Raw genomic sequence first — 26,582 nt, forward strand, 5'->3', positions numbered from 1 at the left:
AGAAGCGCAGTGTGTATCGCTTCGCATAAAGGTGACTTAATAACTTTGGAACAATATCAAAGCTATTTTTTACAGACAATTAGACGTTTAGCTAATACCTTAGTCGCAATCGTTCATGACTTGTTCAATTTATAAAGTAATTTGATAACTCGTTTAGAAACCTGACGAATACCGCTGTTTAAACGTTCAAAATGTATGCTTACCACACTATTTTTAGGCAAAAAAAAGCGGCTAAGCATATTGCTTAAGCCGCTTTCAACACACAATTTTTTTAAAGAGGGCGCATAAATTCGTTAATTTTTTCATGAGTCAATGTAGGTGTAGCACCTGCGCTTTCTGCAACCATAGCCCCTACCGCACAGGCAAAATCAACCGCATGCTGAGCACAATCGCTGCTACATAATTGATATATCAATGAACCTAAGAATGAATCCCCAGCGCCCACTGTGTCTACAACACTAATTAAATAGCCTGAATTGTAATAATTTTGGCCCTTAACAGTTAACAGTGCGCCGTGACTGCCTTTGGTTACACATAAATATTCAGTGTTAGTTTGCTCTGCAATAAATGCTAGGTTTTGCTCAAGCGAATGGAACTTACACCCCATTGCTTTGGCAATTTCGTAAAGCTCTTCATCGTTTAACTTGATAAAATCTGCTTTATTCATTAAATCTACTAGCGTGTCTAATGTGTAATGCGGGGCGCGTAAATTTACGTCAAACACTTTAAAGTTAGCTACATCAACTAGCTGGTTTAGCGTAGCAAGTGAAGCTTCACTGCGGCCAATTAGGCTGCCAAATACAAATACATCACTGGCTTTTACTTTTTCAATAAGTGAATCAGTAAGAGTAATGTTGTCCCATGCCGTATCAGCGACTATTTCGTAGCTGGCTGAACCGCTTTTGTCTAAAGTAACTTGTACGGTGCTGGTCTTTTTGTCGTTATTAACGGCAATATAATCACAACTAACGCCTTTTGCTTTAATTTCGCCAAGAAGCTCAGTACCTAATTCATCGTTACCTACTGCGCTTATCATGTCGGCTTTAATACCTAATGAGTTAATGCGCACACACATGTTTAATGGTGCACCACCTAAGCGTTTACCTGTTGCAAAACAATCCCATAGCACTTCGCCAAAACAACTTACGCTTACGTCTTTACCTTGTTTAGAATCAATTAAAATGCTCATTATTAGTTACCTTTAGGCTCAAGCACGTTTTTCATAATTGCTTTAATTTTGCTTGCTGGTGCGTATAACGCGTCTACATTGTTTTTGTAGTGAGACGTAAAGGCGCTTTGCATGTTTAAATCGCCAAATAAGCTTGTTAGCGATAAAAATGCAAGGTTATCAGTAGTCGTTTTAGCAGCAGCTTCATGAAGCTCGCTTTGCATTGCATCAATGACTTCAAGCGTATTGCCTTGCTCATCTTCCCCTCTGTCGCTATAAAAACACCATGCAGCAATAACGAGTGTAGCTAGTGATACATCTCGCCCTTGCGCTAGGTTTTCGTTAATAGTGGCAATTAAAAACTTAGGTAGTTTAGCTGCACTCTCCGAACAAATACGCGATAAGCTGTCTTTAATATTAGGGTTTGCAAAACGCTCAATAAGTGTGTCTTTGTAGATTTCAAGATCAATGCCTTCTAATTGCTCTAGGTTAGGCGTCACTTCTTTATCCATAAACGCACGTAAGTACTTAGCAAATAAAGGATCTGATACTGTTTCGTCAATTGTGCCATAGCCATGTACAGACCCCAGTAAACCCAGTACTGAGTGGCCTGCATTTAATAAGCGAATTTTCATGGTTTCAAAAGGGGTTACATCTTTTACAAATTGAGCACCAGCGTTATCCCAATTTGGCCGCCCGTCACAAAATGAATCTTCAATTACCCATTGTGTAAACGATTCACACGTTATTGGCCATTCATCGCTAACACCGTAAGCATCAACAACGTAGTCAATATCACTTTGTTTAGATACTGGCGTAATTCGGTCTACCATAGCATTGGGAAACATTACATTAGCAGCAATCCATTCACTTAATGCTGCATCTTGCTCTGCGGCAAAAGCGAGTAACATTTTGCGCGTTACATTACCATTATGTTGAATGTTATCGCACGACTGTACTGTAAACGCATTAAGGCCTTGTTCTTTACGTAGCTTCAACGCAGCTGCTATATATCCAAATGCAGTAATAGGATCGTTTGGATTATTAATGTCGTTAATTATGTCTGGGTTTGCATAATCAAACTCACCCGTTACTGGGTTAAAGTTGTATCCGCCTTCAGTAATAGTTAAAGACACAATTTTAGTATCAGGGTGTGCGAGCTTATTAATAACAGCTTGTTTGTTCTCAGGCGCAAACAAAAAATCAATCATAGAACCTATAACGGTATTGTCTATTGTCCCATTTGGGTGTCTTACCGTTAATGTGTAAAGGTAGTCTTGCTGCTTTAATACATCGCGAAGTCCACGATTTGCTTCAAGCAAGCCTACACCACAAATACCCCATTGCTCAGAACCTGGCGTTTTTAATAACTCATTAATATACATGGCTTGGTGAGCACGGTGAAAACCGCCAACGCCAATGTGAACTATACCTGCTTTTACTTTACTGCGGTCGTAGCTAGGGGTGTCTACATGGCTTGGCATATATGCCAAGCTTTGTTGGTTTAGCCCTTTAACAAGGGCATTAGTGTGATGTTGTGTCATGGTGCGGCCTTACTAAAACAAAAATTAAAAAACGTGTAAATTACAATGCAGCATTGAGCGCTTTATGGCGTTTTAAGGACCAATAAGCAGTAACAAAATAGATAACCGTACAGATGAAACACGCTATCTCAAACTGCAATTTGTTTGCGCTATATGTGCTCATTGTGTCGCTAAAAAACATGACTTGGCTTGCAAATATACAAATAATGACAAGTGAAATAGTCGAAACCGCATTAAGCACTTTAGTAAACATAGAACCATCAACTACAGGTTTTGGAATGTCTTTCGCCTGCGCTGCTTGATACGCTTTAATATCACGTTGCTCTTGTTCCTCGGCAGCTATATGTTGTTTGTAGTCTTCACCAGCGCCATACTTTTTCGCTAACAGCGTGTAAACAACAATGGTAAAAAACCAGGTAGGTATAAATAAGTAATAAAACGACATAACATCTAGCGCATTTAAACCAAAGCCAAACACTAACGCTAACGCCCAAGACGCAATGGCCGGCACACTTCGAGTTATGTTTTTGTATTTAGCCCAGTAGCGCGTTAAGCCAATTTTAGGAAATAATACATGCTCGGCAAATACAATCGCACCAACAGGCACAACCAATAAGCCAGCATAAGTAAGTAAAGGTAGCATTTGAGAAAATACGAACGGGAAACATGCAATAACTACGGTCACAATCCCTACAATAGCGGTTGTGCGCTCACGAGAGTGGTTTACAAAAATAGATTGCGCCGCAAGCCCCGCACGATAAAGGTTTGCGTTAGCAGTAGTCCAACCGGCAATAATTACAATAACAAACCCAGTCCAACCTAATGCATGGTAAGCCACATCGCCCGGATCGAGTGATGAAATAGTTGTTTTAAGTAATACCGCAACACCTGCACCCATAATACCGGCAGAGATCCACGCTAAGTAATGACCAAAAAACATGCCTACGCCCGAGAACAAACCATAGCTTTTGCGCTTGGCGAATCTAAAAATCGCCATATCAATTAAACCAAAGTGAGTAATAGAGTTAGCAGCCCACGCAAAACCAATTACCTCAAGTAGGCCAATTCCCTGCTCCCCTTCTGCGTTCGTACCGGTCCATATGGATGAGTCGCCAATGGTCATAAAGTCACTAAAGCTGGTTAACGTGGTTGACCCAATTACATGATTTGAAAGTTCAGGGAAAAGTGCAAACGAGCCCGCAATAAAAATAACAAATAGCCAAGGTGCACAAATTTTAGAAAAGTCAGCTACAGTAGAAAAGCCATACATAGCCACAAATACAACAATAGAGCCAACGGCTAAAACAATACCCACAAACGCTAAACTATTTGGGTACCAATCTAACTGTGCAGGAATATCAAATAAAAATCTAACCGCAGTGGACGATACCGTAATCATCGCAGCCGATATAACACTAAAAATAATGACGTTAGCCCAGTTATAGAGCTTAGTCATTGAGTTACCTGCAATTTTGTTCAAATAATTATATAAACTTAAACGCGTCTCTACTGCAATTGGCGCTGTAATTAGCCACCAAGAACACATTGCTAATAAATTACCAATTAATAAACCTAGTAAAATGTCGATTGTTGATGCACCCAGTGCAACAAATGTTGCACCAATAACAAACTCAGTGGCTGCAACATGCTCACCCGCGTATAAACCGGCAAAATGCTTCCAACCATGAAGCTTATTATTAGCAACGGGAAGTTGCTCTTCGTTTACATCTTTAAATGTGTGTGTGTGTGGACTCGTTGCCATGGTACTTCCTATTGTTTTAACACGATAAAAATCACAAAAACGTGCATTTAGTTGTGTGTGCGGCTAAGCACACAACCTCGAAAATTCTTAAACAACGTCATTCATGTCAGTGTGGGACTAAATCAACGCTATTTTTATATTTTTAGGGTTGGATACATTTCATAAAACGCTTTCCAATCTGTTAAATGAGCAACCTCGGGGTATGCCTTGTGAACAAAATTAACAGCTCCTTGCATATGCCCTCCACCGCTGTAATGAAGTACTTGCATGTTTGCGGCAAGCGCCGCACTCACGCCCGCTATAGAGTCTTCTATTACCAAGCAATGGGCTGGGTTAACCCCCATTTTTTTAGCGGCGTGTAAAAATAAATCCGGCGCAGGTTTGCCATTTTTTACCTCACTTGAAGTAAACACCTCATCAAAATAATGACTCAATTTAACGACGCTTAATGCTTTTTCTGTTCGTGCAGGGCTACTACTAGTTGCTATACAGCTAGGTGTAGCTAAATTAGCCAATACCTCTTTAATGCCATCTGTAGGCATTAGGGCTGTTTCAAACTCATGTAAAAGTGCATTTCTATAATCAGCTTCAAATCGCTCTGGCAATTCAACATTAAAAGCATCAGCTATCTTTTGAGTAACCGCTTTAAAATTGCACCCTAAAAAATGTTCTTGTACATAAGCACGGTCAATAAACACCGCTTTATCAACAAGCATATCGATGAGCACTTGCGCACTTAAAACTTCGCTGTCAATTACAACGCCATCACAGTCAAAAATAACCAGTTCAATTTTAGGGTTCATTTTTTTACCTTATTGCATTTAGTTTTATGCAAACACAGACCTGAGCATAAGCCCAGAGGGTGAGCATATTCTCTTTATTATTATAATATGTCAACACGTTGTGAACTTAAAAACCCGCCACATAGTTCAAATAATCAACACCTCAATAAAAAAGCTGTTGATTTTCATTAGTTTTGATTTTAGCTGTTACGACTAAAATCGCATGCCGTATTCACAACAAGTGTATTTACTGCAGATGCCAATCTACTTTTTTGATTGTTGCAATCTAAACAATCAATTTTACCGAAATAAATTTAACCCATACACTCGTTAACAGTTAAACAGCCAGCAACACTGCCGGCACTTTTAAATAATGAGGTCGACAATGAAAACTCAAATAAACACAACAAAAACTAAATTAACTTTAAGCGCATTAGCCCTTGCAGTGGCATTACCTGCAAGTGCGGTTACCACTCTTACAAAAGACAACGGCGCAGCTGTTGGCGATAATCAAAACTCAATGACCGCCGGTGAGCGCGGCAGTGTATTGCTTGAAGACGTACACCTAATTCAAAAGCTGCAACGTTTTGCACGCGAGCGTATCCCTGAACGTGTAGTGCATGCGCGAGGAACTGGCGCACACGGCGTGTTTGTAGCCTCAAAAGAACTAGACGATTTAACAATTGCGGCGCCATTTGCAGAAGCAGGTAAAGAAACAGACGTATTTGTTCGTTTTTCATCAGTAATTCACTCAAAAGGTAGCCCTGAAACGCTGCGTGATCCTCGTGGTTTTGCTACAAAATTTTACACAGACCAAGGTAACTGGGATTTAGTAGGTAACAACTTACCTGTGTTCTTTATTCGCGATGCGATTAAATTCCCAGATATGGTTCACTCGTTAAAGCCATCTCCGGTAGATAACATTCAAGATCCTAACCGTTTATTTGAGTTTTTCTCGTACGAGCCGGGCTCTACTCACATGTTAACGTGGGTATACAGCGACTACGGTACACCAGCAAGCTTACGTAAAATGGATGGTTGGGGCGTGCATGCATATAAAATGATTAATAAATCAGGCGATGTTAAATACGTTAAGTTTCATTGGGTAAGCCAACAAGGTATCGACAACCTAGATTCAAAAGAAGTAGCCGAAGTACAAGGAAAAGATTTTCAACACTTAACACGCGACCTGTACACCGAAATTGGTAAAGGCAACTTCCCTAAGTGGGACCTATACATTAAAACACTTGACCCATCGCAGTTAAATGACTTTGATTACAACCCATTAGATGCAACAAAAATGTGGTTAGACGTTAAAGAAACAAAAGTGGGTACAATGACCTTAAACCGTATGCCAACTAACTTCTTTCAATCTACAGAACAAGTTGCAATGGCACCGGCAAATATAATCCCGGGTATTGAGCCATCTGAAGACAGACTATTACAAGGGCGTGTGTTTTCATACTCAGATACACAAATGTACCGCTTAGGTGCTAACCACCAACAATTGCCAATTAACCGCGCAAAAGTTGATGTTGTTAACTACAACCAAGACGGCGCAATGAACTACGGTAATACAACAAGTAATGTGAACTACCAACCAAGTCACGAAAACGTAGCAGAAAACCCGATTGCACGCAGAAGTAACACTGAACTTAAAGGTTTTGTACAACAAGCCGCGATTAAAAAGCAGCAAAACTTCGCACAAGCTGGCGTACTTTACCGTGGCTTTAGTAAGCAAGAGCGTACTAACTTAGTTGACAACTTAGCTGGCGATTTAGGCAAAGTGAAAGACAGCAAAGTAAAGCACAAAATGCTCAGCTACTTCTACAAAGCCGACAGCGAGTACGGTACACGTTTAACTAAAGCCGTAAATGGCGATATTAAAATGGTTAAACAATTAGCCGCTAAACTTTAATAATTTTACCCAACCAAGAGGAAGGATCGACTCTCCTTCCTCTTTTTTTAAAAGGTAAACCGTATGCGTAAATTCCTTATTATATTTACTTTAGTAATGAGCTTTTCATGCCTTGGTAATGAACAACAAAATACTGTGAATGAGCCAACAACCGCACAAGCACAATACGACAGCTTACTTGCTTATTACTTTGCAGCCGCACGTACTGACGACACCGCCGTAATAACGCAGTTTGTTGATGCTGGCATTCCTATTAATAGTTACAACAACAAAGGTTACACCGCGCTAATGATTGCCACTTATCACGGTAATAAAAGCACAGTTAACACGCTTTTACAGTTAGGCGCTAATGCCTGCCTTGAAGATAAGCGTGGTAATACGGCCCTTATGGCCGCTATATTTAGAGGCGAATTTAGCATAGCTAAAACACTTGTCAGCCTTGATTGCGATAACGCCCATCAAAACAAAGCCGGCCAAACAGCAGAGCAATTTGCACAAACTTTTGGGCAACAAAAAGTACTCGACTTATTAGCGCAGGTTAATAGTGACGCAAAATAGCTTGTTTTTGATTTTTTGCCATTAGGACATGAACACGGGAAAAATAGTATTATTGCCTCTACTGGTCTAACCAGCTATTCTTTTCACCTGTGTACTTTATATGGAAAATAATAACTCTAATGGCCACACCACACTTTGATCACATCACTATTACCTGTAATAACAGGCAAACATTAAGCGCGCATGTATTTAAACCAGAAGGCACCATAAAAGGCGCAGTAATGATTGCACCTGCAACGGGGATTAAGCAGCAGTTTTATGCAAACTTTGCTACTTACTTGCAGCAAAATGGATTTGCCGTTATTACGTTTGACAACAGCGGGATAGGCCAATCACTTAAAGGCAGCATTAAAAATAGTAAAGCGAATTTGCAATCGTGGGGCGAGCAGGATATGCCCGCAGTGCTAGAACAACTTCAAAAAACATTTCCGAATACCCACTACCATTTGATAGGTCACAGTGCCGGCGGGCAGCTAGTAGGTTTAATGCACAATGCCACTCAACTCAGCTCACTGTTCAACTTTGCGTGTTCGTCGGGCAAGTTAACCAATATGCGCTTAGCGTATCAGGTAAAAGCACACTTTTTTATGAATGGGGTTATTCCGGTGAGTAATGCACTATTTGGCCATACTAAATCACAATGGTTTGGTATGGGCGAGCCTTTACCTAAAGGCGTAGCTCAACAGTGGCAAAAATGGTGTAACGCACAAGGGTATGTTAAATCAGCATTTGGCAATACAGTATTTCAACATTTTTATAATGAACTAGTCATGCCTTCGCTTTGGATTAATGCCAGCGATGATGATATAGCAAATAACGATAATGTTGCTGATATGCTTTCTGTTTTTCCAAAACTTAACGCACAAACGCTACATTTAACGCCCAGTGAATATAACCTGAAAGATATTGGCCACATGAAGTTTTTTAGTAAAAGGTCTGCCGCTTTATGGCCTTTAGCACTAGACTGGCTAAGCAAACATAGTATTTAACACCATGGTGTGTTTAGCTCCCTATACGCTAAACACACACCTGCTAACTCCATCTAACCTCTGCATACCTAAGCATATTTACGTGCTGTTAAATTTAAAGCCACTTTAGTAATTGACCTTTCGGTCAGTAAAGCTACAATCAATCAACACGTTAAACACGCACAATCAATAATGACCACACAAATAAAACCAAATAAAAAAGAAGTCACTCGGGAAAAAAACCAACTGCTTATATTAAATGCCGCCGAGCAATTATTTTCTCTTAATGGGTATGACGGCGCAAGCATGAGCATGGTTGCAAAAGAGGCTAACGTTCCAAAAGCTAACATACTGTATTACTTTAAAAGCAAAGATGGCCTTTACGAAGCGGTAATAGACAGAATAATAGCAAATTGGAACTTAGGCCTTGATAACGTCACCGTTGAAGACGACCCCGCAGCAGTGCTTTATAACTACATAAAAAGTAAAGTAATACTTGCCGTAAACCAACCTCTTCAGTCTCGTTTATTTGCCAATGAAATTTTGCGTGGCGCCCCCTATTTACAAAACTACTTTAGAACAAATACACGGCCTTGGGTTAAACAAAAAATTGATGTGTTTCAATCCTGGATGGACGCAAAAAAAATAGACCAAGTGGACCCCCATCACCTTTTATTTACTATTTGGTCAACAACACAATACTACGCCGACTTTCAAGCTGAAGTACTGCTAGTTATGAACAAATTAGAATATGACGAAACCGACGTGGCACAAATAACACAATCAATTGCCCACATAATTTTAAAAGGTATTGGCTTAAAAATACCCGCCCCAAACGAGGCCTAACACATGGAAAACTTTACAACCCCCGACCTATTCGACGATCACCGCAACTCGGTTCAAGTTGCAGATAGTGGACTGCGCCACTTTGGTAAAAAAACCACCTTTAGTGGCCAAGCAGTAACGGTAACCTGCCCAGAAGACAACTCGTTTGCCGCCGATGTTCTCCATCAAGATGGTAAAGGGAAAGTGTTAGTAATTGATGGGTTTGCTAGCAAACGTTTTGCTTTTATTGGCGACATCATGGCCGAACGCGCGCTACAAAATGGCTGGGAAGGTGTTGTAATAAATGGTTGTTGCCGCGATATAGAAATACTTGCTACTATGAATTTACCCGTAATGGCAATTGGTTCAACCCCTCGTAGCACACTTAAGCGCGGTTTTGGCGATCAAGACCAAGTTATTAATATGCTGGGTACCGCAATAGCACCAAACGATTGGCTGTATGGCGACGTTAATGGCCTAATAATTAGTAAAGCCCCCCTTATTTAATAAATTCGTGTAAATAATAACAACCAGTTTGGTGCAACAATGCACCAAGTTGGTTTGTTTTGCGGTTAAAAACACCCACTTTATAACTTAAAAATTATAAATCCCCCTCTGCAACGCCCAAAAACCTGACCAATCGGACAGGAATTTACTTTTGGCATTTGTTTTGCTTGTATTAAGTTCGCTAAAACCACAACCACCGATGCAAAGTACAATTAGTGCTCAGTTAATAAAAATAAGATATTACGTAGAGAGCTAAAAAAAATAACAACACTATTCTCTTTTACTCAATTTAAAATTAGTAAATAACCATTTGGTCAGTTTTATGTAGATGGGTTACAAAATGAACACGCAATTAAAAAATAAAAACACAGGTATATTTTGTGACCATGGACCCAGTAATTGGCAATCAAGTCAAACGGGCATACTAAGCACTAAGCGCCTAGCCGTAAAAGATGTATTTGCCGTTAAAAAGCAAAAAAACAGTGCAGGTAATCCCTGCTGGTTTAAAACACATCCACCAGCCCAGCAAACAGCAAGTAGTGTAAACAAATTAATGGATGCAGGCTGTATTTTTAAAGGTTTTACCCATACCGACGAGCTTGCCTATAGCTTAGAAGGCAATAACACTCACTATGGCGCAGCACAAAACCCCAAAATAAAAGGGCATGCATGCGGTGGTTCTAGTATGGGATCAGCCGCCGCAGTAGCCGGCAATTTAGCTGACATCGGGTTGGGCACCGATACCGGAGGCTCTATTAGAATACCCGCAAGTTATTGCGGTTTATTTGGTATTAGGCCAAGCCATAACGTAATTGAAAAAGACGGCCTGATCCCGCTAGCACCGCCTTTTGATACCGTTGGTTGGCTTACCCAAAGCGCAGAACTATTAGAAAAAGTAGGTGACGCATTGTTACCAAGCCAAGCTATTAATAGTGTAAATACCTTGGTTATTTGTGAGCCCTTATTTGAGTTAGTCAGCCCAGCTTTACAAGCACCACTTAAACAATTGCTTAAAAAAACCAAACCTTATTTTAAACACCACAAAAATTTTGAACTACCTAACATCAGCTTATTAAGCGAACTCGCTGATAGTTTTAGAATATTGCAAGGACGTGCTATTGCTAAAGCGCACAAAGATTGGCTTCAGTTGCCGGAGCACTCTCCCCAGTTTGCTCCGGCAATTGCGGCCCGTTTTAAAATGGCATTGGCACTAACCGCCCAAGAAGAAAAAGAAGCACTTAACGTTCAAACCCAATGGCAAACATTAATTGCTAAAAACCTAAATTCAACTAGCTGCTTATTTTTGCCAACAACCCCAACAACCGCACCTAAATTGGGCGCCGACACAAGTGCCTTACGCAGGCAAATAATTACGCTATCGGCTATTGCGGGCTTGAGCCGCTCGGCGCAAGTTCACTTACCATTGGCTAATCTAGCAAATGGCCATCCATATGGGTTTTCACTCATGATGAGCCACAATAACGATAAAAGCTTACTTGCCTGCGCAACACAACTAGCTGCATATTTTAAACAGGAAACTCTCACATGAACGCACACAACATTGCCTTTACGGCCCCGCACTTTTCAGCGACCGAGGCAGGCACCTCAATATTAAAGCAAGGCGGCACAGCCACCGAGGCTATGGTTGCAGCAGCCGCTGCTATTAGCGTGGTTTACCCACATATGAACTCAATTGGTGGCGACAGTTTTTGGCTTATTGACAACCCAAACCAAAGCACACCCACCGCAATTGATGCATGCGGCCGTGCACCAAACGACATCAGCGCCTACAGCAATGAGCAACAAATACCAGAGCGTGGAGGTTTAAGCGCATTGACTCAAGCGGCTACACTTCGTGGCTGGCAAAAAGCCCTTAAATTAGATGAGCACGCAGCCCTTTCGCTAAGTACTATTTTAGCCCCAGCTATCAAACTTGCCCGCGAAGGGTTTACTGTTACCAAAAGTTTGCAAGCAGGCTGTGAAAAACTCGCGACGGTTACCAGTACAAACGATGCCTTTAAAGCGCTATACATACCCAACGGTAAACCGTTACAAGCAGGCCAACATTTTAAAAACCCACAACTGGCCAATACTTTTGAGCATTTGGCAAAGCACGGCTTAAACGCTTTTTATGAAGGCGAACTTGCCGACTCGTTTGCAGCCGATTTAGCCAAAGCTGGCAGCATTATTACCCCAAATGATATTGCCAACACGCAAGCCGATGTAGTAAGCCCGCTAAATGCTAATTTGTCGGGTATTAATTGTTATAACTTACCTGCACCTACTCAAGGCGTACATTCGCTACAAATAATTGGTACCGTTAATAAGCTAAAACACAAAGCTAACACCGAGGCCGATTGGACCCACTTAATTGTAGAAGCCACCAAGCAAAGCTTTACGCACCGCCCAACGCTTTGGGCCGACCCTAAAGCGCTTGGCGATGATTATAAAAACGCATTAACTGATGAGCGTTTAACCGAGCTTGCCAACAATATTGATATGAATACCGCCAAAAAATGGCCGTTTGATGCCCAGCCCGGCGATACCGTCTGGATGGGAGCACGTGATAAGAACGGCCAACTAGTGAGCTTTATTCAAAGTATTTACTGGGAATTTGGTAGCGGCATACTCATGAGCGAAGGCGGGTTTGTATGGAATAACCGCGGTTTAAGCTTTAGCTTAAACACTAAAGATACCAATGCACTAGCGCCAAATAAACGCCCTGCACATACCCTTAACCCAGCTATGGCTAAGTTTGACGATGGCAGACGCCTTGCCTACGGCACTATGGGTGGTGAAGGCCAACCACAAACTCAAGCCGCTGTATTTGCCGGATACGCGTGGCGAAATAAATCAATTAACCAAGCGGTAAGCGATCCGCGCTGGTTACTGGGCCGCACATGGGGCGACACCAGCACAAATTTAAAAATAGAACACAGCCTCGCTGCCCAAATAGACAATGAATTAAATAAACGTGGCCACGACTGGGTAAGTGTCGAAGACAACAACGAAATGATGGGTCACGCGGGTGCTATTTTAGATACACCTACAACCCTTGAAGCTGCAACGGATCCTCGCTCTGATGGCCGTGCAACTGTTTCATCAACGTAGTAGGAACACACATGACAGAAATAATGAATCAATGGCCAATTATTGCGGCCTTAATAGCAACCGGTATTTTTGCCGGAATTTTAGCAGGACTTTTTGGTGTAGGCGGCGGTATTGTTATCGTACCTGTGCTGTATTTTTTACTACAAGGTTTTGGCGTAAGCCCTGAGTCGGCCATGATGATAGCCACCGCGACATCGCTTGCCACCATAGTGCCTACGTCTATTTCGTCTATTCGCTCGCACCATGCAAAGGGCAACATTGACCTTGCTTTAATTAAATACTGGGCGCCGTTTATTTTAGTAATGGCCGTTGTAGGCAGCTACTTAGCGCACTCAATACGCGGTAATGCACTAGTACTTATGTTTGCGTGTATTGCTATTTTAGTCAGCCTTAACATGTTATTTAGAGCCGGCGCCCCTGCCCTTGTAAGTAAGTTACCGGGTAAATTTGGCCAAGGCATAATGGCAAGTATTGTCGGTGGCTTATCGGTAATGATAGGCATTGGCGGCGGCACAATTGGTGTGCCCATGCTTAACGCATTTAACGTACGTGCCCATGTTGCCGTTGGCACAGCAGCTGTATTTGGCTTATTGATTGCGCTACCGGGCGTAATTACCTTATTAAGTATTGGCACCACGCCAACCGATGCTCCCCTAGGTACGTGGGGGTTAGTTAACCTCCCTGCCTTTTTACTTATTATTCCACTCACTATTTTGTTTGCGCCTATTGGCGTAAAAATTGGTAGTAAGCTGGATCAAAAACAATTAAAACGCGCTTTTGCCATTGTCTTAATGATAACGGGTATTCGCATGCTTATTCAGACTCTCGGAGCCTAAAACATGTTTAGCAACACGCAAATTCAAACTTTAAACCCGCCGCAGCGTTTACTCATGGGGCCTGGGCCAATTAACGCAGATCCACGCGTACTGCGTGCTATGTCGGCGCAGCTAATTGGGCAATACGACCCAGTAATGACCGGTTTTATGAACGAAACCATGGCCCGCTATCGTGAAATATTTAAAACCAAAAACGAATGGACCATGTTAGTTGATGGCACATCACGCGCAGGCATAGAAGCCGTATTGTGCTCTATTTTACGCCCTGGCGATAAAGTACTGGTGCCCATTATGGGCCGCTTTGGCCACTTGCTTGCTGAAATAGCCGAGCGCGTAGGCGCTAAAGTACACACCATAGACGTACCGTGGGGCGAAGTATTTACCCCCGAGCAAATAGAAAAAGCCATTGTTGATGTAAAACCCCATGTACTTGCCATGGTGCAAGGTGATACTTCAACAACCATGAACCAGCCGCTTGAATACATTGGTGATATTTGTCAAAAGCACGATGTATTATTTTACTGCGATGCCACCGCCTCAATTGTGGGTAACGATTTACCCGCCGATGAATGGAAACTCGACGCGCTGTCGGTTGGTTTGCAAAAATGTTTAGGTGGCCCGTCTGGTTCTGCGCCATTAACACTAAGCGATAAATGCGCTAATTGGATCCAAAAGCGTAAAAAAGTAGAAGCGGGGATCCGCACCGCGGAGCATACCGACGGCACCGAGCCATTTGTACGCTCTAACTACTTTGATTTAGGCATGATCATGAATTACTGGGGGGAGGAGCGCCTTAACCACCACACCGAAGCCACCAGCATGCTGTATTGCGCATCAGAATGTGCTCGCATTGTTATTGAAGAAGGCGTAGATAACTGCGTTGCCCGCCACAAATTACACGGCGATGCCATGCTAACGGGTATTCAAGCGCTGGGCTTAAACGTATTTGGCGACGTTAGTCATAAAATGAACAACGTAGTGGGTGTGTATATTCCCGAAGGAATTAACGCCGACCATGTACGCGGACAAATGCTAACCGACTTTGGTATTGAAATTGGCACCTCGTTTGGGCCGCTGCATGGCAAAATTTGGCGTATTGGCACCATGGGCTACAACGCCCGTAAAGATGCCGTATTACAAACATTGGCAAGCCTAGATGCCTGCCTGCATGCCAACGGTTACAAAGGCCCTAAAGGCGAAGCCGCTATTGCCGCCCTTTCCCATTACAAATAATAAAAAGGATTTAGCATGACGATTGCAAGCCCACTCCATGAGCCATTATTAAACAGCGAGCTGGCTAATAAATTTGCCGCGCGCGCCTTAATGCGTTGTAAAACACTTAGTAGCCTATCGCAAATGCAAGGCGGCATTCACCGTGTGTATTTATCTAAAGAGCACAAAGAGTGTAATAGCGTTACTGCCGAGTGGATGGCAGAGGCGGGCATGCAATCGTGGCAAGACGAAGTAGGCAATTTGTGGGGGCGCTTAGCATCATCAAACCCAAACGCTAAACGCTTAATTATAGGCTCACACCTTGACACCGTACCCAATGCCGGCGCATTTGATGGCATTTTAGGGGTGTTACTCGGTATTGAAATAGCCGCCCTTGCACATGAATTAGAGCTAGATCTACCCTTTCATTTAGATGTTGTGGGTTTTTGTGATGAAGAAGGCACCCGCTTTGCCACCACTTTAATTGGCTCAAAAGCACTGGCAAACGAGTTTGACCCGCAGTGGTTAAATATAGAAGATACAAACGGCATTACTATGCGCCAAGCCATGTTGGATTTTGGTTTAAACCCAGATGATTACGCTAAAGCAGCACTAAATAAAAACGAGTTACTCGGTTACTGGGAAACTCATATAGAGCAAGGCCCTGTGCTTGAATCGGTAAATCAGGCGCTAGGCGTAGTAACCGCTATTGCTGGCGCCAAACGCGCTATGATCACTTTAACAGGTCAAAGCGGCCACGCGGGTACAACCCCAATGAACTTGAGGCAGGATTCGTTAGTTGGGTGTGCCGAGCTTACACTTGCCATAGAGCAACTAGCAAAAAACGCGATTAATGGCGAAGTTGCCACCGTAGGGCAAATTCATGCTCGCCCAGGCGCTACAAATGTTATTGCTGGTAAAACCACCATTAGCCTAGATGCACGTGCACAGAGCGACACCGATCTCGCTAACTTACTAAGCGCCATACAAAGCAGCGCTCAATCTATAGCAAACAAACGCAATTTAACGCTTGATTGGCAGTGGACTCATGCCGCCGAAGCCGTAGCGTGCGACACTCAAATTCAGCATTTATTTACTAGCGCATGCAAACTTAACAACCAAGCATCGCCTTCACTTGCCTCTGGCGCTGGGCACGATGCAATGGCAATCGCTCCAATTTGCCCCGTTGGCATGCTATTTATACGCAGCCCTGGCGGCATAAGCCATCACCCCGCAGAAGCTGTTATCGACAGCGATGTAACAAAAGCACTCAGCATAATGTACAGCGCGCTTGTACTGTATACACAAACGTTAAAAGAATAGTGAAGCTAATAAGTAATCCAGAGGTTAAAATGTAAGTATTGCTCTATTTAACGATTAACTTTGCGAGGTTATACTCGCATATCACCAAGATGAGTTACAGCTACAGCTACAGCTACAGCTACAGCTACAGCTACAGCAGTAATAGTAAATACCTGCTTTTTATATTCAATTGTAATATTACTGATGTTTAAACGGCGTATTTACGTCAATTATTTCTCTTTTGTAATTACCAATAGTAATTATAAGCCACTACCTTTTTTGGTGTTTTTAATCCAACGATAAATAACCTACAGTGTTATTACAAATAAAAGGTAGAAACTTGATTGCATTAAATAATAAATGGCCGTTTTCGGACAGCCCAAAATTCAGATTGATATAGTAAAACTTAGGGCTATAGCTGTAGAAAGTAATAAGAGTAAAAGTAAAATACCAAATTTAATATGTATCATGCCATTTGACACTTAAAGAGAATTTAAAGTCAAAATCACCTATTTTTGATACATCAATATAAAGCATAGTTAACATGACAAAGAACAGCTGCGCTTGCTCTCCTTTGCTATTTGTCAAGTTGCGTTCACATCCAACTTTATTTTATAACGTAATTTAATACTAAGTAGAGTCCCTAATAAAACAGCAAGAACATGCAGCAAAGCTGAAATGAAATACACTAAAGGCTCAATTGGTAATTCTAACAATATATATAGCAAAGCACCGACACATAAGTTAATAAACCAATAAACAGTCGCGACTAAACCAGCTTGTTTATAGGGGTTCACTGTTTGCGTATACCCTAGGTAACAATAAACGATAAAAGAGGTTACAGACTCGATGGCGTAATGGGAAAAAGTGTATGATGTACTTTGAATGATCTCATCAAAGCCAACTATCGACGTCACTATTGTTGATAAAGCAACTAGTAATAGATACAAGTCGACTGAAAAGAGTAAAAACCTAAGTATTTCACGATAATCCTTTAGCAACATAATTAGGCTGTAGATTTGAATGCTAACACTTACGGTAAACGGCACAAAATAGAAGGCTAAAACTGGTGCAAAAGAAACGCAGCCTGCTGTTTTTTGTCCTTTGTTTTACACCCAAACCAGAATCATCTTAATTTACATTCGCTAATTGAAGCAGCTTATTTTCAACCCGCACTCGTCGATGCTCATAAGATCGATCAGTAAAACTAGTCTTGGGCACATAAAAATGCTCGACGAAATCCCCATGAAATACAGTAATAGTATTGTATATTACCCAAACTTTCTTCACGCTTTCTAGCAATAATCATAAAGCACTCTGCTTGTTTTCTTTAATAACTGAAACGTAATTTAAAAAAAGAAAAATTCAAGATGGGTGTCTAGTTAATTATTTATTGGCAGCGAGATTTAAATACGAACTTTAATAGATTACTACAGCTGTAAAGCTCAGTGTTGTTAATGTTTCATCTTTTCAAATTCCCCACATTCAATTAAAATTAAATAATAACAATATTAAAATCATAAACATAAAGGTTATATAGTGAACAAAAAAAGAATAACTACATTATTTATAGCTATCGCATTAACAGGCTGTGCATCCTCACCAGAAAATACTGCTCAAGAACTTAATCATATAGAGAATAAACTGGCATCTTACCATAATGGTCTACCAGTATTAAAAGCTTCTGGTATAAAAATTAACTTTAGACGATTTGCATACTCACCAAATATGCTCTTTGATAAAGCTTTTGGAGATATTCGAGTTTCTGGTAATAATATTCATGGATATAAAGATATGTTAAACCTAAAACTATGGGGAATGCTTTACACGAAATGTACAACTACAAAACCTATTGATATTACTACCTTAGAAGAGGCTACTAAGTGTAACATTACAACCAGCAAATTTTCATATGTATCATTATACGATATTAAAGAAGCATTTGATAATTATGAAGAAAATTTTAAAAGTATATATTTCGAATTATCTAAAATTGAGTCTATGCTTATTAAACTAAATAAAGAACAAGTTAAACTCTGGGCTAAAAGTTTTCAAGATACTTTGAAATCAAGGTATACCTTTTCAGAGTTCCCCGCAGTACTAAAAGAATTTTCTGATGCACCAATTCAAGACTATTTAGTACGAGTTAATATAGAAAACGAAAAAGTTATAAAACATAATGCTTTAATAATGAAACAAAAAGAATTAGAAATTGCTCGTAAAGAAGCTTTGAGATTGGAAAGAATCAAAAACGAAAATGCTAAAAATAAATTTTTGAATGCCCAAAAAGCACAACTGAAAGAAATCAATAATCTCAAAAAGCGTTTGTGGGGTCTTCAAGAGTCCCTCTTAAAAACGGCTTCAAATGGTGACCCAATTTGTAGTTACAAAAAAAATAGAATGGGCTTTATTGAAGCAAAATCAGGTGATAATTTAAAAGTCTTATGGAAAGGTGAAGTTCTCTATCATAGTTCTGGATTCTTCTTTGGTGGCATGCCATTAAAAGCAATGAGTAAAACTAAATTAGGTGAGTACAACTTTGAATATAAAATAATAGATGAATTAACCTGGGTCAAGAAGAAAGAAGTCAGTTCCTGCTCGTTTGATTTATAGTAAATTCCGAATTAGCCATAGTAGAGTCAAGTATTTAAGCTTGGCTTTTTTATGCCCAGAGTATCATTTTATTTGGAGAAGAGTAGTACAATTTATGAAAAGCTCTTCAGCCCTTTGAATCATGCGTTCATTAAACGCCATCTATTATTCATGCAATAGTTTGCTCTTTAGTTGCAATAGCAACTACTGCTGTAAAAATATCAAACGTAGCATTATCTTTTAAATTAAAGATTTAGCGAGGACAAATTAAGGTATTATCATGTGTAAAAACAGATTTCAAAGTAAAGGAAAACAGCTAAGCATTATTCGCTTAGCTTAAACAAAAACATCCTACTTTTCATTCAAATAAAGTTCACGTGGTAAAAGTATGGGGTTTTCTCACGCGCTTTGAGTAGACTAATTGTAGTGAGCACAATAAGCTTTAGCTCGCCACTTGCATTTATGGCAATGCACTCTTGTTTGAGTGCATTGCGTTTTGTATCAGCGGCTACACCACACACAACATCGCCATTTTTTAAAATAAGCTCAATATTTAAATGGTGCATACAAGCAATTTCGATGTAATCGTAATGGTTGCAACGGATCATAAAGTTCTCTTTACATTATTTAGCTGGCTTAAGCAGCATTAAAGTGGCAATAACAATTAAGTTGCCCACATACCATAAATCTTTAATTACAAATTGGCCTAATCGATCTAATAACGCGCCTGAACTTAATGCGCCGGTGGCGGTAATTAAAAATGTTTGGGTCATTAAAAATACACTTAAACACGTTAAACCACTAACAATAATGAGCTTTTTATTGTTAATTAAAATGCCCGCACCGAGTAACACTGCAAATAATACATCAAACCCACCAATTACGTTTGATGCGCCTTGTACACTAAATACCGTGTATAACCACGACATAAACGGTGAAGTTTCTACTAGGCTTACAATGGCTTTGGCTTCAAACTCATAAAATTTCATGCCGTCAATCCACAGTAAAACCATCGCAACCGGTATAAAGTTTAAAAAAACATGTTGTTTGTCGGTGAGCTTATTTTTATAAAACAAAAATAAATACAAAGGAATAACAGCAAAGTATTTAATAATGCCTTGCCCACTGCCAATAATTGGAAAGCCTCCTAACTGTGCCATCCAACGGTTACTAGCCAATAAAGTAAGTAAAGACACAATGCAAACAATTAACGCTAAAACAGCTACTGGCATAGGCTTTAGTAATTTTAAATGTGCGGCTAGAGTGGCGAGTGCCAATGCAATCATAGCGGTGCCTGTGAGCAAACCTAACGTATTTACACTGAGTAAGTTATCATGTTCATAAAAGCTAAAGGTCGCTGTAAGTGTGTTTGGGTTTGCACCTAAAGCAAACGATACACCAAGCAACGCAAAGCTGAGTGTAAGTATGAAGATGAGTGCGTTATTTGTGTGTGTTAGGTTCATTGTGTGCTCATTAAATTTGTCATGCCTAATAAAGACCTTGTTATTTATAAAAAGCATTCAACCTAGCCAATCAAATATTCACACATCTGTAACTTAAAAAGTTATGTAAACGCACTTTTCAAAAGCAAAAAGCTCACAAAAATAAACATATCCTTTTGGTCAGGTTTATATATAAAAGCTATTTAAATTTCACCTAAAAGCTAACAAAAAAATTTAATCACCTCATATAAAAAAGAATAAAAACAAAATAAACCTCTGATATAAAATATAAAAATAAATACACCCCCTTGCTTTTAATGCTTGTTAAATTAACTAAACACAAAAAAGCTAACCGATCGGTCAGATATGGCATATTAACTGCAAAGTATTAATCATAATAAAACAGCTTTTTTCTTACTTGCGCAATAACAATACGAAAAAGCAAACAACAAACCTTATTAAAAACAGGGTGTTAAAAAGCTAAGGGGGTCTGTGTGATTCAGTTTCTATTAAATGACACGCCAATTGAAGAACAAGAATGCTCGCCAAGTCTCACCATTTTGGACTGGCTTCGCACCAAAAAAGGGAAAATGGGCACCAAAGAAGGGTGTGCTACAGGCGATTGCGGCGCGTGCACAATTTTAGTTGGCGAAGAAAAACTAAACTCAAACGGTAACCCAGTTTGGCACTACCAAACTATGAACAGCTGCCTGCTTTTATTAGGCAATGCACACGCAAAACACATAGTAACCGTAGAGGCTGTAACAACGGGGCTTTACCCAGCCCTTAATGACTTACACCCAGTACAACGCGCATTAGTAGAGTGCCATGGTTCGCAATGCGGTTTTTGTACCCCAGGTATAATAATGAGCATGTTGGCGCTTTATATTAATAACCCGAGTTACCCAGGTAAAAAAGCTGCTATTCATGCTCTAGGTGGTAACTTGTGCCGCTGTACTGGCTACAGCCCTATTTTACTCGCGGTAGAAAAATCCTACAGCTATGAGTGCAAGAATGAGCCTTACTCAGCCATGGCCGCTCAGTTTAAAGCCTCACTTAATACGCAATATGATGACGATGTTCCATTTTTAAAAAATGGCCCACGCAAATTCTACTTGCCACAAAATGCTAAGCAGCTAGTTGAACTAAAAGCGCTATATCCGCATGCACACTTGGTTGCTGGTGGCACCGACTTTGCCATTGAGCTTAGCCAAAATATGCTATTACCCGATGTAATAATATCCCTCAGCCAAACCAGTGAGCTGTGCACTTTAACCGATAACAGCGGCGAGCTACATATTGGTGCAGCACTACCTTACAGCCAATTTGTTGAAGCGTTTTACACTTACTACCCTGAGTCTAAAGAGCTGTTTGAACGCCTTGGCTCTAACCAAGTACGTAATAGTGGCACCTTAGGTGGCAGCATAGGAAATGCCTCTCCTATTGGCGATCCAGCCCCATTATTAATTGCACTTAATGCCACCATGGATTTATTAAGCGCAGCAGGCACACGTACCATAAACGTGGCTGACTACTTTGTTGATTACAAAAAAACAGTCATTAAAAGCGATGAAGTAATTAGCAAAATTACCGTACCAAAACGCCCAGACTCGTTAAAGCTTGCGTGTCATAAAATTTCAAAACGCTTTGAAGACGATATATCTACTGTGTGTTTAGTACTGGCTATTGAGCAAACACAAGGCGTAATTAGCAATGCCCGCTGCGCCATGGGCGGTATGGCAGCAATACCCAAACGCGCTGCGCACATAGAGCAAAAGCTTAATGCTCAGCCCTTACAAGTAAGTACGTTTATAGATGCCGCAGCCGCTATAAATGACGACTTTTCCCCCATGAGCGATGTACGCAGCAGCGCACATTATCGCACTACGGTAAGCAAAAACTTGCTACAGCGTATTGGTATTGAGTTTTCCGGTGCACAGCCTAGTAGTAATAAAAATAATAACATTGCCATTACGAGGATCTCACATGCGTCACTTTGAAATGGATAAACTAAAAGCCCAAGGCGGAAGCGTTGGCCAATCTAAGTATCACGAAAGCGCAATAAAACAAGTATGTGGCAATGCAAACTACGCCGACGATAACCCAGAGCCTCATGGCTGCTTACACGCCTACCCAGTACTTGCGCCCATTACCAGCGGCTTTATTAAATCAATTGATACAAGCAAAGCGCTTGAAGTGGCAGGTGTTAAGCGTATTTTATCGGCTGATGATGTACCCGGTAAGCTTGATATTGGCCCAATATTCCCAGGTGATGTGCTATTAACCAATCACGAAATTCAATACCACGGGCAACCTGTGCTGGTAGTCGTTGCCGACAGCTACGAAATGGCGCGCCGCGCTGCTCGTTTAGTGGTTATAGAGTGCGAGCAAACCACCCCCATACTTGATATTAAAGAAGCGATAAAAAAAGAGCACTGGGTAAGACCGCCACATTCACTCAAGCGCGGTAATAGCGAGCAAGCCATAAATAATGCAGCCCACCAACTTAAAGGTGAAATACACATAGGCGGGCAAGAACACTTTTACCTTGAGGGGCAAATAGCACTCGCTCAGCCCGACAACGATGGCGGGATTCATGTGCAATGTTCTACGCAGCACCCAACCGAGGTGCAGCACTTAGTTGCCAAAATTTTAAAAAAGCCATTTAGCTTTGTAAACGTAGAAACCCGCCGAATGGGCGGTGCTTTTGGCGGCAAAGAAACTCAAGGCGCGCCGTGGGCTTGCCTTGCAGCGCTTGCGGTTTATTACCTTGGCTGCGCCGTTAAAATGCGGCTAGCCCGCAGCGACGACTTTAAACTTACCGGTAAACGCCACCCATTTTATAATCAATACCATGTAGGGTTTGACCAAAATGGCCTAATTGAAGGCGCTGATGTAACCGTAAATGGGTTTTGTGGTTATTCGCCTGACTTATCCGATGCCATTGTAGACCGCGCCATGTTTCATGCCGATAACGCTTATTACTACCCAGCCGCCACAATTAAAGGGAATCGCTGTAAAGTTAATACTGTAAGCCACACCGCATTCAGAGGATTTGGTGGCCCGCAAGGCATGATCATGGGCGAGCTAATAATGGACGATATAGCCGCTAAATTGGGTAAAGATCCGCTTGAGATCCGAAAACTTAATTTATACAAAAAAGGCCGCGACACTACGCCGTATCATCAAACAGTAGAGCAGCATATTTTAAAAGATATGATAAGCCAGCTTGAGGAGTCGGGTGATTACTGGGCGCGAAAAAAGGCAATTAAAGCCTTTAATGCATCATCGCCCATTATCAAAAAAGGCCTTGCGATGACGCCGGTTAAATACGGTATATCGTTTACCGTACAGCACTTAAACCAGGCGGGTGCACTCGTGCATGTATATAGCGATGGATCAATTCATTTAAACCATGGCGGCACCGAAATGGGTCAAGGGCTTAATACAAAAATAGCGCAAATTGTAGCCCATGGCTTTGGCGTTGATTTTGACGCAGTAAGCATAAGCGCTACTCGTACCGACAAAGTACCAAACACCTCGCCAACTGCTGCATCAAGCGGGACTGACCTAAATGGCATGGCGGCGCTAAACGCGGTAAATACTATAAAAGAGCGTTTAATAAACTTCATAAGTGAGCACTTTGAAGTAGACAGCCAAAGTATTGTATTTAAAGATAACCTGATTACCTTTAGTAAAGGCGAAATTAGCTTTAGCGAACTTGCAAACCTTGCTTACATGAATCGAATATCGCTTTCATCAACCGGTTATTACGCCACGCCTAAAATTCATTACGACAGAGCGAAAGGCGAAGGCCGCCCATTTTTTTACTACGCGCACGGCGTAGCACTGAGCGAAGTAGAAGTAGATACGCTGACAGGCGAAAACACCGTAACCCGTGTTGATATTCTGCACGATGTGGGCAGCTCAATTAACCCAGCACTTGATATAGGGCAAGTTGAAGGGGCTTTTGTGCAAGGTATGGGCTGGCTTACCACCGAAGACCTACAATGGAACGAAAAAGGCCAGCTTGCCAGCTTTGGCCCAGCTAACTATAAAATTCCGGCTATAGGCGATACCCCAGCCGAATTTAACGTCAATTTATATAACTCTGCCAACCCAGAAACCACCGTTTTTAGATCAAAAGCAGTTGGCGAGCCGCCGTTTATGTTGGCCTTTAGTGTGTGGAGTGCGATTCGTAACGCCATAAGCAGTGTGGCTGATTACAAATACACCGCTCCACTTGATACGCCTGCTACACCTGAACGTGTATTAAATGCAATTGAGCAAACCGCTAGCTGGTTTAAGGAGCAGCAACATGGCTAATTTAAATGAGTCATTTCAGGGTTTTCATACTCAAAATTGGGCGCAGGCTATAAATGAGCACGAACAAAGCGGCACTAACTATGTTATTGCGACAGTGCTGGGAACCAATGGCTCAACCCCTCGTGGCACAGGCTCTAAAATGGTAATAAGCGGCGAGCATATTTACGACACCCTTGGCGGTGGCCACCTTGAATACGTAGTAATAGAAAAAGCCCGCGAGCTACTTGCCAAAGGTGAGACGGCGCAAGTGATAGAGCAATTTAACCTAGGCGCAAATTTAGGCCAATGCTGCGGGGGAGCTGCCACCGTTATGCTTGAGTGCATGCAATGCGAGCGCTTTACGCTTGATATTTATGGCGCAGGACATGTAGCACAGGCGCTTATTGGTATATTGGCGCAATTACCTATGCGTATACGTTGGATAGATAGCCGCGCCGATGTATTCCCGCAAGTTATTCCTAATAACGTAATAAAAGTGGTTGATGAGGAGCCAACTGAGCAAGTTAAACGCGCGCCAAAGGCTAATAATTACTTAATATTAACCCATAACCACCAGCTCGACTTTGCACTCACACAAGCCATTATTAAACGCGCTGATGCCAATTGGCTTGGTGTAATTGGCTCAGATACCAAAGCAAAACGCTTTAAACAACGCTTAGCTCATCGCAATTTTACCACCGAGCAAATAAACCAAATGACCTGCCCTGTTGGGCTTGAAAATGTAACGGGCAAGCTCCCTATGGAAGTAGCCATTTCGATTAGCGGGCAGTTAATTGGCCTTTATCAGGCTATGCAAACCCATGCGCCCAAACGCCAAGGCCTGCAATGGCGCGTACTTAAAAATGCATTAATTAGCACCACGCACGAGGAAGAAAGCGCATGAGTAGCTTAAAAATTAACGACCTAAATGCAGCGCAAGCGCATCAAGCATTAGAGCACTGCTGCGCCGCTCCTAACTGGGTAAGCGGTATGCTAAATATCATGCCATTTGAAAATAAAGATCACCTCTTTCACAGTGCGCAAACCGTATGGGATAGCCTAAGTGAGAGCGATTATTTGGCCGCTTTTGAAGGCCACCCGCAAATAGGCGATTTATCAACATTAAGTAAAAAGTACGCCGCTACCGCAAAAAAAGCGGGGCACGAACAATCGGGTATGAGTAAAGCAAACGAGCAAACCCTAAAAAAAATGATTGCGCTAAATAAACAATACCTCAGTAAATTTGGCTTTATTTTTATTGTGTGTGCCAGCGGTAAAAGTGCTGAGAAAATGCTTGAGCTAATAGAGCAGCGCGTACACAACACCCGCGAAAAAGAGCTAACAATTGCCGCGGGCGAACAAGCCAAAATAACAAAAATAAGATTGGAGTCATTGCTATGAATAAAAGTATGAATAAAAGCCCTATCACTACCCATATTCTCGATACCAGTACAGGCAAGCCGGCTGAAAATGTCACAGTAAAATTGTTTGTTCACACTAATAACGAGTGGCAATTAATTGCTCAAGGTAAAACAAACAGCGACGGGCGCATTACCGACTGGCTAAATACAGACGTAGCATTTGCAACCTATAAGTTGGTATTTGATTTAGATAGTTACTATAAAAACCAACCTACCCCAGCGTTTTACCCAGAAGCGCAAATTACCTTTAGATTACAAGATCAAAAACACCATCATATTCCATTATTGCTTAGCCCATTTGGCTACTCAACGTACAGAGGCAGCTAATT

At 41.4% G+C, this 26,582-nt stretch carries 22 protein-coding genes; 16 read left to right on the top strand and 6 right to left on the bottom strand.

The genetic code is table 11. The annotated features are described in order from the left end of the window. Positions 1 to 271: 271 nt before the first annotated feature. The 4 genes from R0J88_RS02520 to R0J88_RS02535 form a co-directional block, all read right to left on the bottom strand. Positions 272 to 1,189, bottom strand: a complete 918-nt coding sequence (locus tag R0J88_RS02520) for a carbohydrate kinase family protein (protein ID WP_010556846.1) — start codon at positions 1,187 to 1,189, stop codon at positions 272 to 274. Positions 1,190 to 1,191: 2 nt separating this feature from the next. After that, the gene (locus R0J88_RS02525) at positions 1,192 to 2,712 is read right to left on the bottom strand and encodes a mannitol dehydrogenase family protein (RefSeq protein WP_410898971.1); all 1,521 of its coding nucleotides are present in this window, start codon (positions 2,710 to 2,712) and stop codon (positions 1,192 to 1,194) included. 40 nt (positions 2,713 to 2,752) lie between these two features. After that, the gene (locus R0J88_RS02530) at positions 2,753 to 4,474 is read right to left on the bottom strand and encodes a purine-cytosine permease family protein (RefSeq protein WP_410898972.1); all 1,722 of its coding nucleotides are present in this window, start codon (positions 4,472 to 4,474) and stop codon (positions 2,753 to 2,755) included. Between the two features lie 134 nt (positions 4,475 to 4,608). Then, positions 4,609 to 5,277: an HAD family hydrolase gene (locus tag R0J88_RS02535; protein ID WP_010556849.1), complete on the bottom strand. Its 669-nt coding sequence runs from the start codon at positions 5,275 to 5,277 to the stop codon at positions 4,609 to 4,611. A gap of 364 nt (positions 5,278 to 5,641) precedes the next feature. Here R0J88_RS02535 and R0J88_RS02540 point away from each other — a divergent pair, with 364 nt between their 5' ends. The 11 genes from R0J88_RS02540 (at position 5,642) to R0J88_RS02590 (ending at position 19,106) form a co-directional block, all read left to right on the top strand. Beyond that, positions 5,642 to 7,174 carry a catalase gene (locus R0J88_RS02540; protein ID WP_410898973.1) on the top strand — a complete coding sequence of 511 codons (1,533 nt, stop codon included), beginning with the start codon at positions 5,642 to 5,644 and terminating at the stop codon, positions 7,172 to 7,174. 96 nt (positions 7,175 to 7,270) lie between these two features. Beyond that, the gene (locus tag R0J88_RS02545; protein WP_410899020.1) at positions 7,271 to 7,732 is read left to right on the top strand and encodes an ankyrin repeat domain-containing protein; all 462 of its coding nucleotides are present in this window, start codon (positions 7,271 to 7,273) and stop codon (positions 7,730 to 7,732) included. 119 nt (positions 7,733 to 7,851) lie between these two features. Beyond that, entirely contained in the window at positions 7,852 to 8,721 is an 870-nt protein-coding gene (locus tag R0J88_RS02550; protein WP_410898974.1) for an alpha/beta fold hydrolase, read from the top strand. Between the two features lie 171 nt (positions 8,722 to 8,892). Next, positions 8,893 to 9,546: a TetR/AcrR family transcriptional regulator gene (locus R0J88_RS02555; protein ID WP_039037529.1), complete on the top strand. Its 654-nt coding sequence runs from the start codon at positions 8,893 to 8,895 to the stop codon at positions 9,544 to 9,546. A gap of 3 nt (positions 9,547 to 9,549) precedes the next feature. Next, positions 9,550 to 10,032 (top strand): putative 4-hydroxy-4-methyl-2-oxoglutarate aldolase, encoded by a 483-nt coding sequence (locus R0J88_RS02560; RefSeq protein ID WP_410898975.1) that lies wholly within the window; start codon positions 9,550 to 9,552, stop codon positions 10,030 to 10,032. A gap of 340 nt (positions 10,033 to 10,372) precedes the next feature. Further along, positions 10,373 to 11,581, top strand: coding sequence for an amidase family protein (locus R0J88_RS02565; RefSeq protein WP_410898976.1), 1,209 nt, complete (start codon positions 10,373 to 10,375; stop codon positions 11,579 to 11,581). Then, positions 11,578 to 13,143, top strand: a complete 1,566-nt coding sequence (locus R0J88_RS02570) for a gamma-glutamyltransferase family protein (RefSeq protein ID WP_410898977.1) — start codon at positions 11,578 to 11,580, stop codon at positions 13,141 to 13,143. The genes R0J88_RS02565 and R0J88_RS02570 overlap by 4 nt, the downstream gene beginning before the upstream one ends. 11 nt (positions 13,144 to 13,154) lie before the next feature. Then, the gene (locus R0J88_RS02575; RefSeq protein WP_410898978.1) at positions 13,155 to 13,979 is read left to right on the top strand and encodes a sulfite exporter TauE/SafE family protein; all 825 of its coding nucleotides are present in this window, start codon (positions 13,155 to 13,157) and stop codon (positions 13,977 to 13,979) included. Positions 13,980 to 13,982: 3 nt separating this feature from the next. Further along, a complete protein-coding gene (locus R0J88_RS02580) occupies positions 13,983 to 15,212 on the top strand; it encodes a pyridoxal-phosphate-dependent aminotransferase family protein (RefSeq protein ID WP_410898979.1) in 1,230 nt (409 codons plus the stop codon). Between the two features lie 15 nt (positions 15,213 to 15,227). Continuing rightward, positions 15,228 to 16,514 carry an allantoate amidohydrolase gene (locus R0J88_RS02585; RefSeq protein ID WP_410898980.1) on the top strand — a complete coding sequence of 429 codons (1,287 nt, stop codon included), beginning with the start codon at positions 15,228 to 15,230 and terminating at the stop codon, positions 16,512 to 16,514. Positions 16,515 to 18,032: 1,518 nt separating this feature from the next. After that, positions 18,033 to 19,106, top strand: coding sequence for a hypothetical protein (locus R0J88_RS02590; protein ID WP_410898981.1), 1,074 nt, complete (start codon positions 18,033 to 18,035; stop codon positions 19,104 to 19,106). A 341-nt stretch (positions 19,107 to 19,447) separates the two neighbouring features. Here the strand turns inward: R0J88_RS02590 and R0J88_RS02595 are convergent, their stop codons facing one another. Next, on the bottom strand, positions 19,448 to 19,693 hold the full coding sequence (locus R0J88_RS02595; protein ID WP_410898982.1) for a Rho-binding antiterminator: 246 nt from the start codon (positions 19,691 to 19,693) through the stop codon (positions 19,448 to 19,450). A 15-nt stretch (positions 19,694 to 19,708) separates the two neighbouring features. Next, positions 19,709 to 20,548 carry a DUF417 family protein gene (locus R0J88_RS02600; RefSeq protein WP_410898983.1) on the bottom strand — a complete coding sequence of 280 codons (840 nt, stop codon included), beginning with the start codon at positions 20,546 to 20,548 and terminating at the stop codon, positions 19,709 to 19,711. A gap of 473 nt (positions 20,549 to 21,021) precedes the next feature. Here R0J88_RS02600 and xdhA point away from each other — a divergent pair, with 473 nt between their 5' ends. The 5 genes from xdhA to uraH are packed head-to-tail and all read left to right on the top strand — an operon-like array spanning position 21,022 to position 26,580. Then, positions 21,022 to 22,527 carry a xanthine dehydrogenase small subunit gene (gene xdhA / locus R0J88_RS02605; protein WP_410898984.1) on the top strand — a complete coding sequence of 502 codons (1,506 nt, stop codon included), beginning with the start codon at positions 21,022 to 21,024 and terminating at the stop codon, positions 22,525 to 22,527. Further along, positions 22,514 to 24,853: a xanthine dehydrogenase molybdopterin binding subunit gene (gene xdhB, locus R0J88_RS02610; protein ID WP_410898985.1), complete on the top strand. Its 2,340-nt coding sequence runs from the start codon at positions 22,514 to 22,516 to the stop codon at positions 24,851 to 24,853. The genes xdhA and xdhB overlap by 14 nt, the downstream gene beginning before the upstream one ends. Continuing rightward, positions 24,846 to 25,736, top strand: a complete 891-nt coding sequence (xdhC, locus tag R0J88_RS02615; protein WP_410898986.1) for a xanthine dehydrogenase accessory protein XdhC — start codon at positions 24,846 to 24,848, stop codon at positions 25,734 to 25,736. The genes xdhB and xdhC overlap by 8 nt, the downstream gene beginning before the upstream one ends. Further along, positions 25,733 to 26,233 (top strand): 2-oxo-4-hydroxy-4-carboxy-5-ureidoimidazoline decarboxylase, encoded by a 501-nt coding sequence (gene uraD / locus R0J88_RS02620; protein ID WP_410898987.1) that lies wholly within the window; start codon positions 25,733 to 25,735, stop codon positions 26,231 to 26,233. Before xdhC ends, uraD begins: the two co-directional genes overlap by 4 nt. Next, positions 26,230 to 26,580, top strand: coding sequence for a hydroxyisourate hydrolase (gene uraH / locus R0J88_RS02625; RefSeq protein WP_008128513.1), 351 nt, complete (start codon positions 26,230 to 26,232; stop codon positions 26,578 to 26,580). Before uraD ends, uraH begins: the two co-directional genes overlap by 4 nt. Positions 26,581 to 26,582 lie beyond the last annotated feature (2 nt).

The organism is Pseudoalteromonas sp. SIMBA_162 (assembly GCF_046535955.1).
In the GTDB taxonomy this organism is placed as follows: Bacteria; Pseudomonadota; Gammaproteobacteria; order Enterobacterales; family Alteromonadaceae; genus Pseudoalteromonas; species Pseudoalteromonas marina.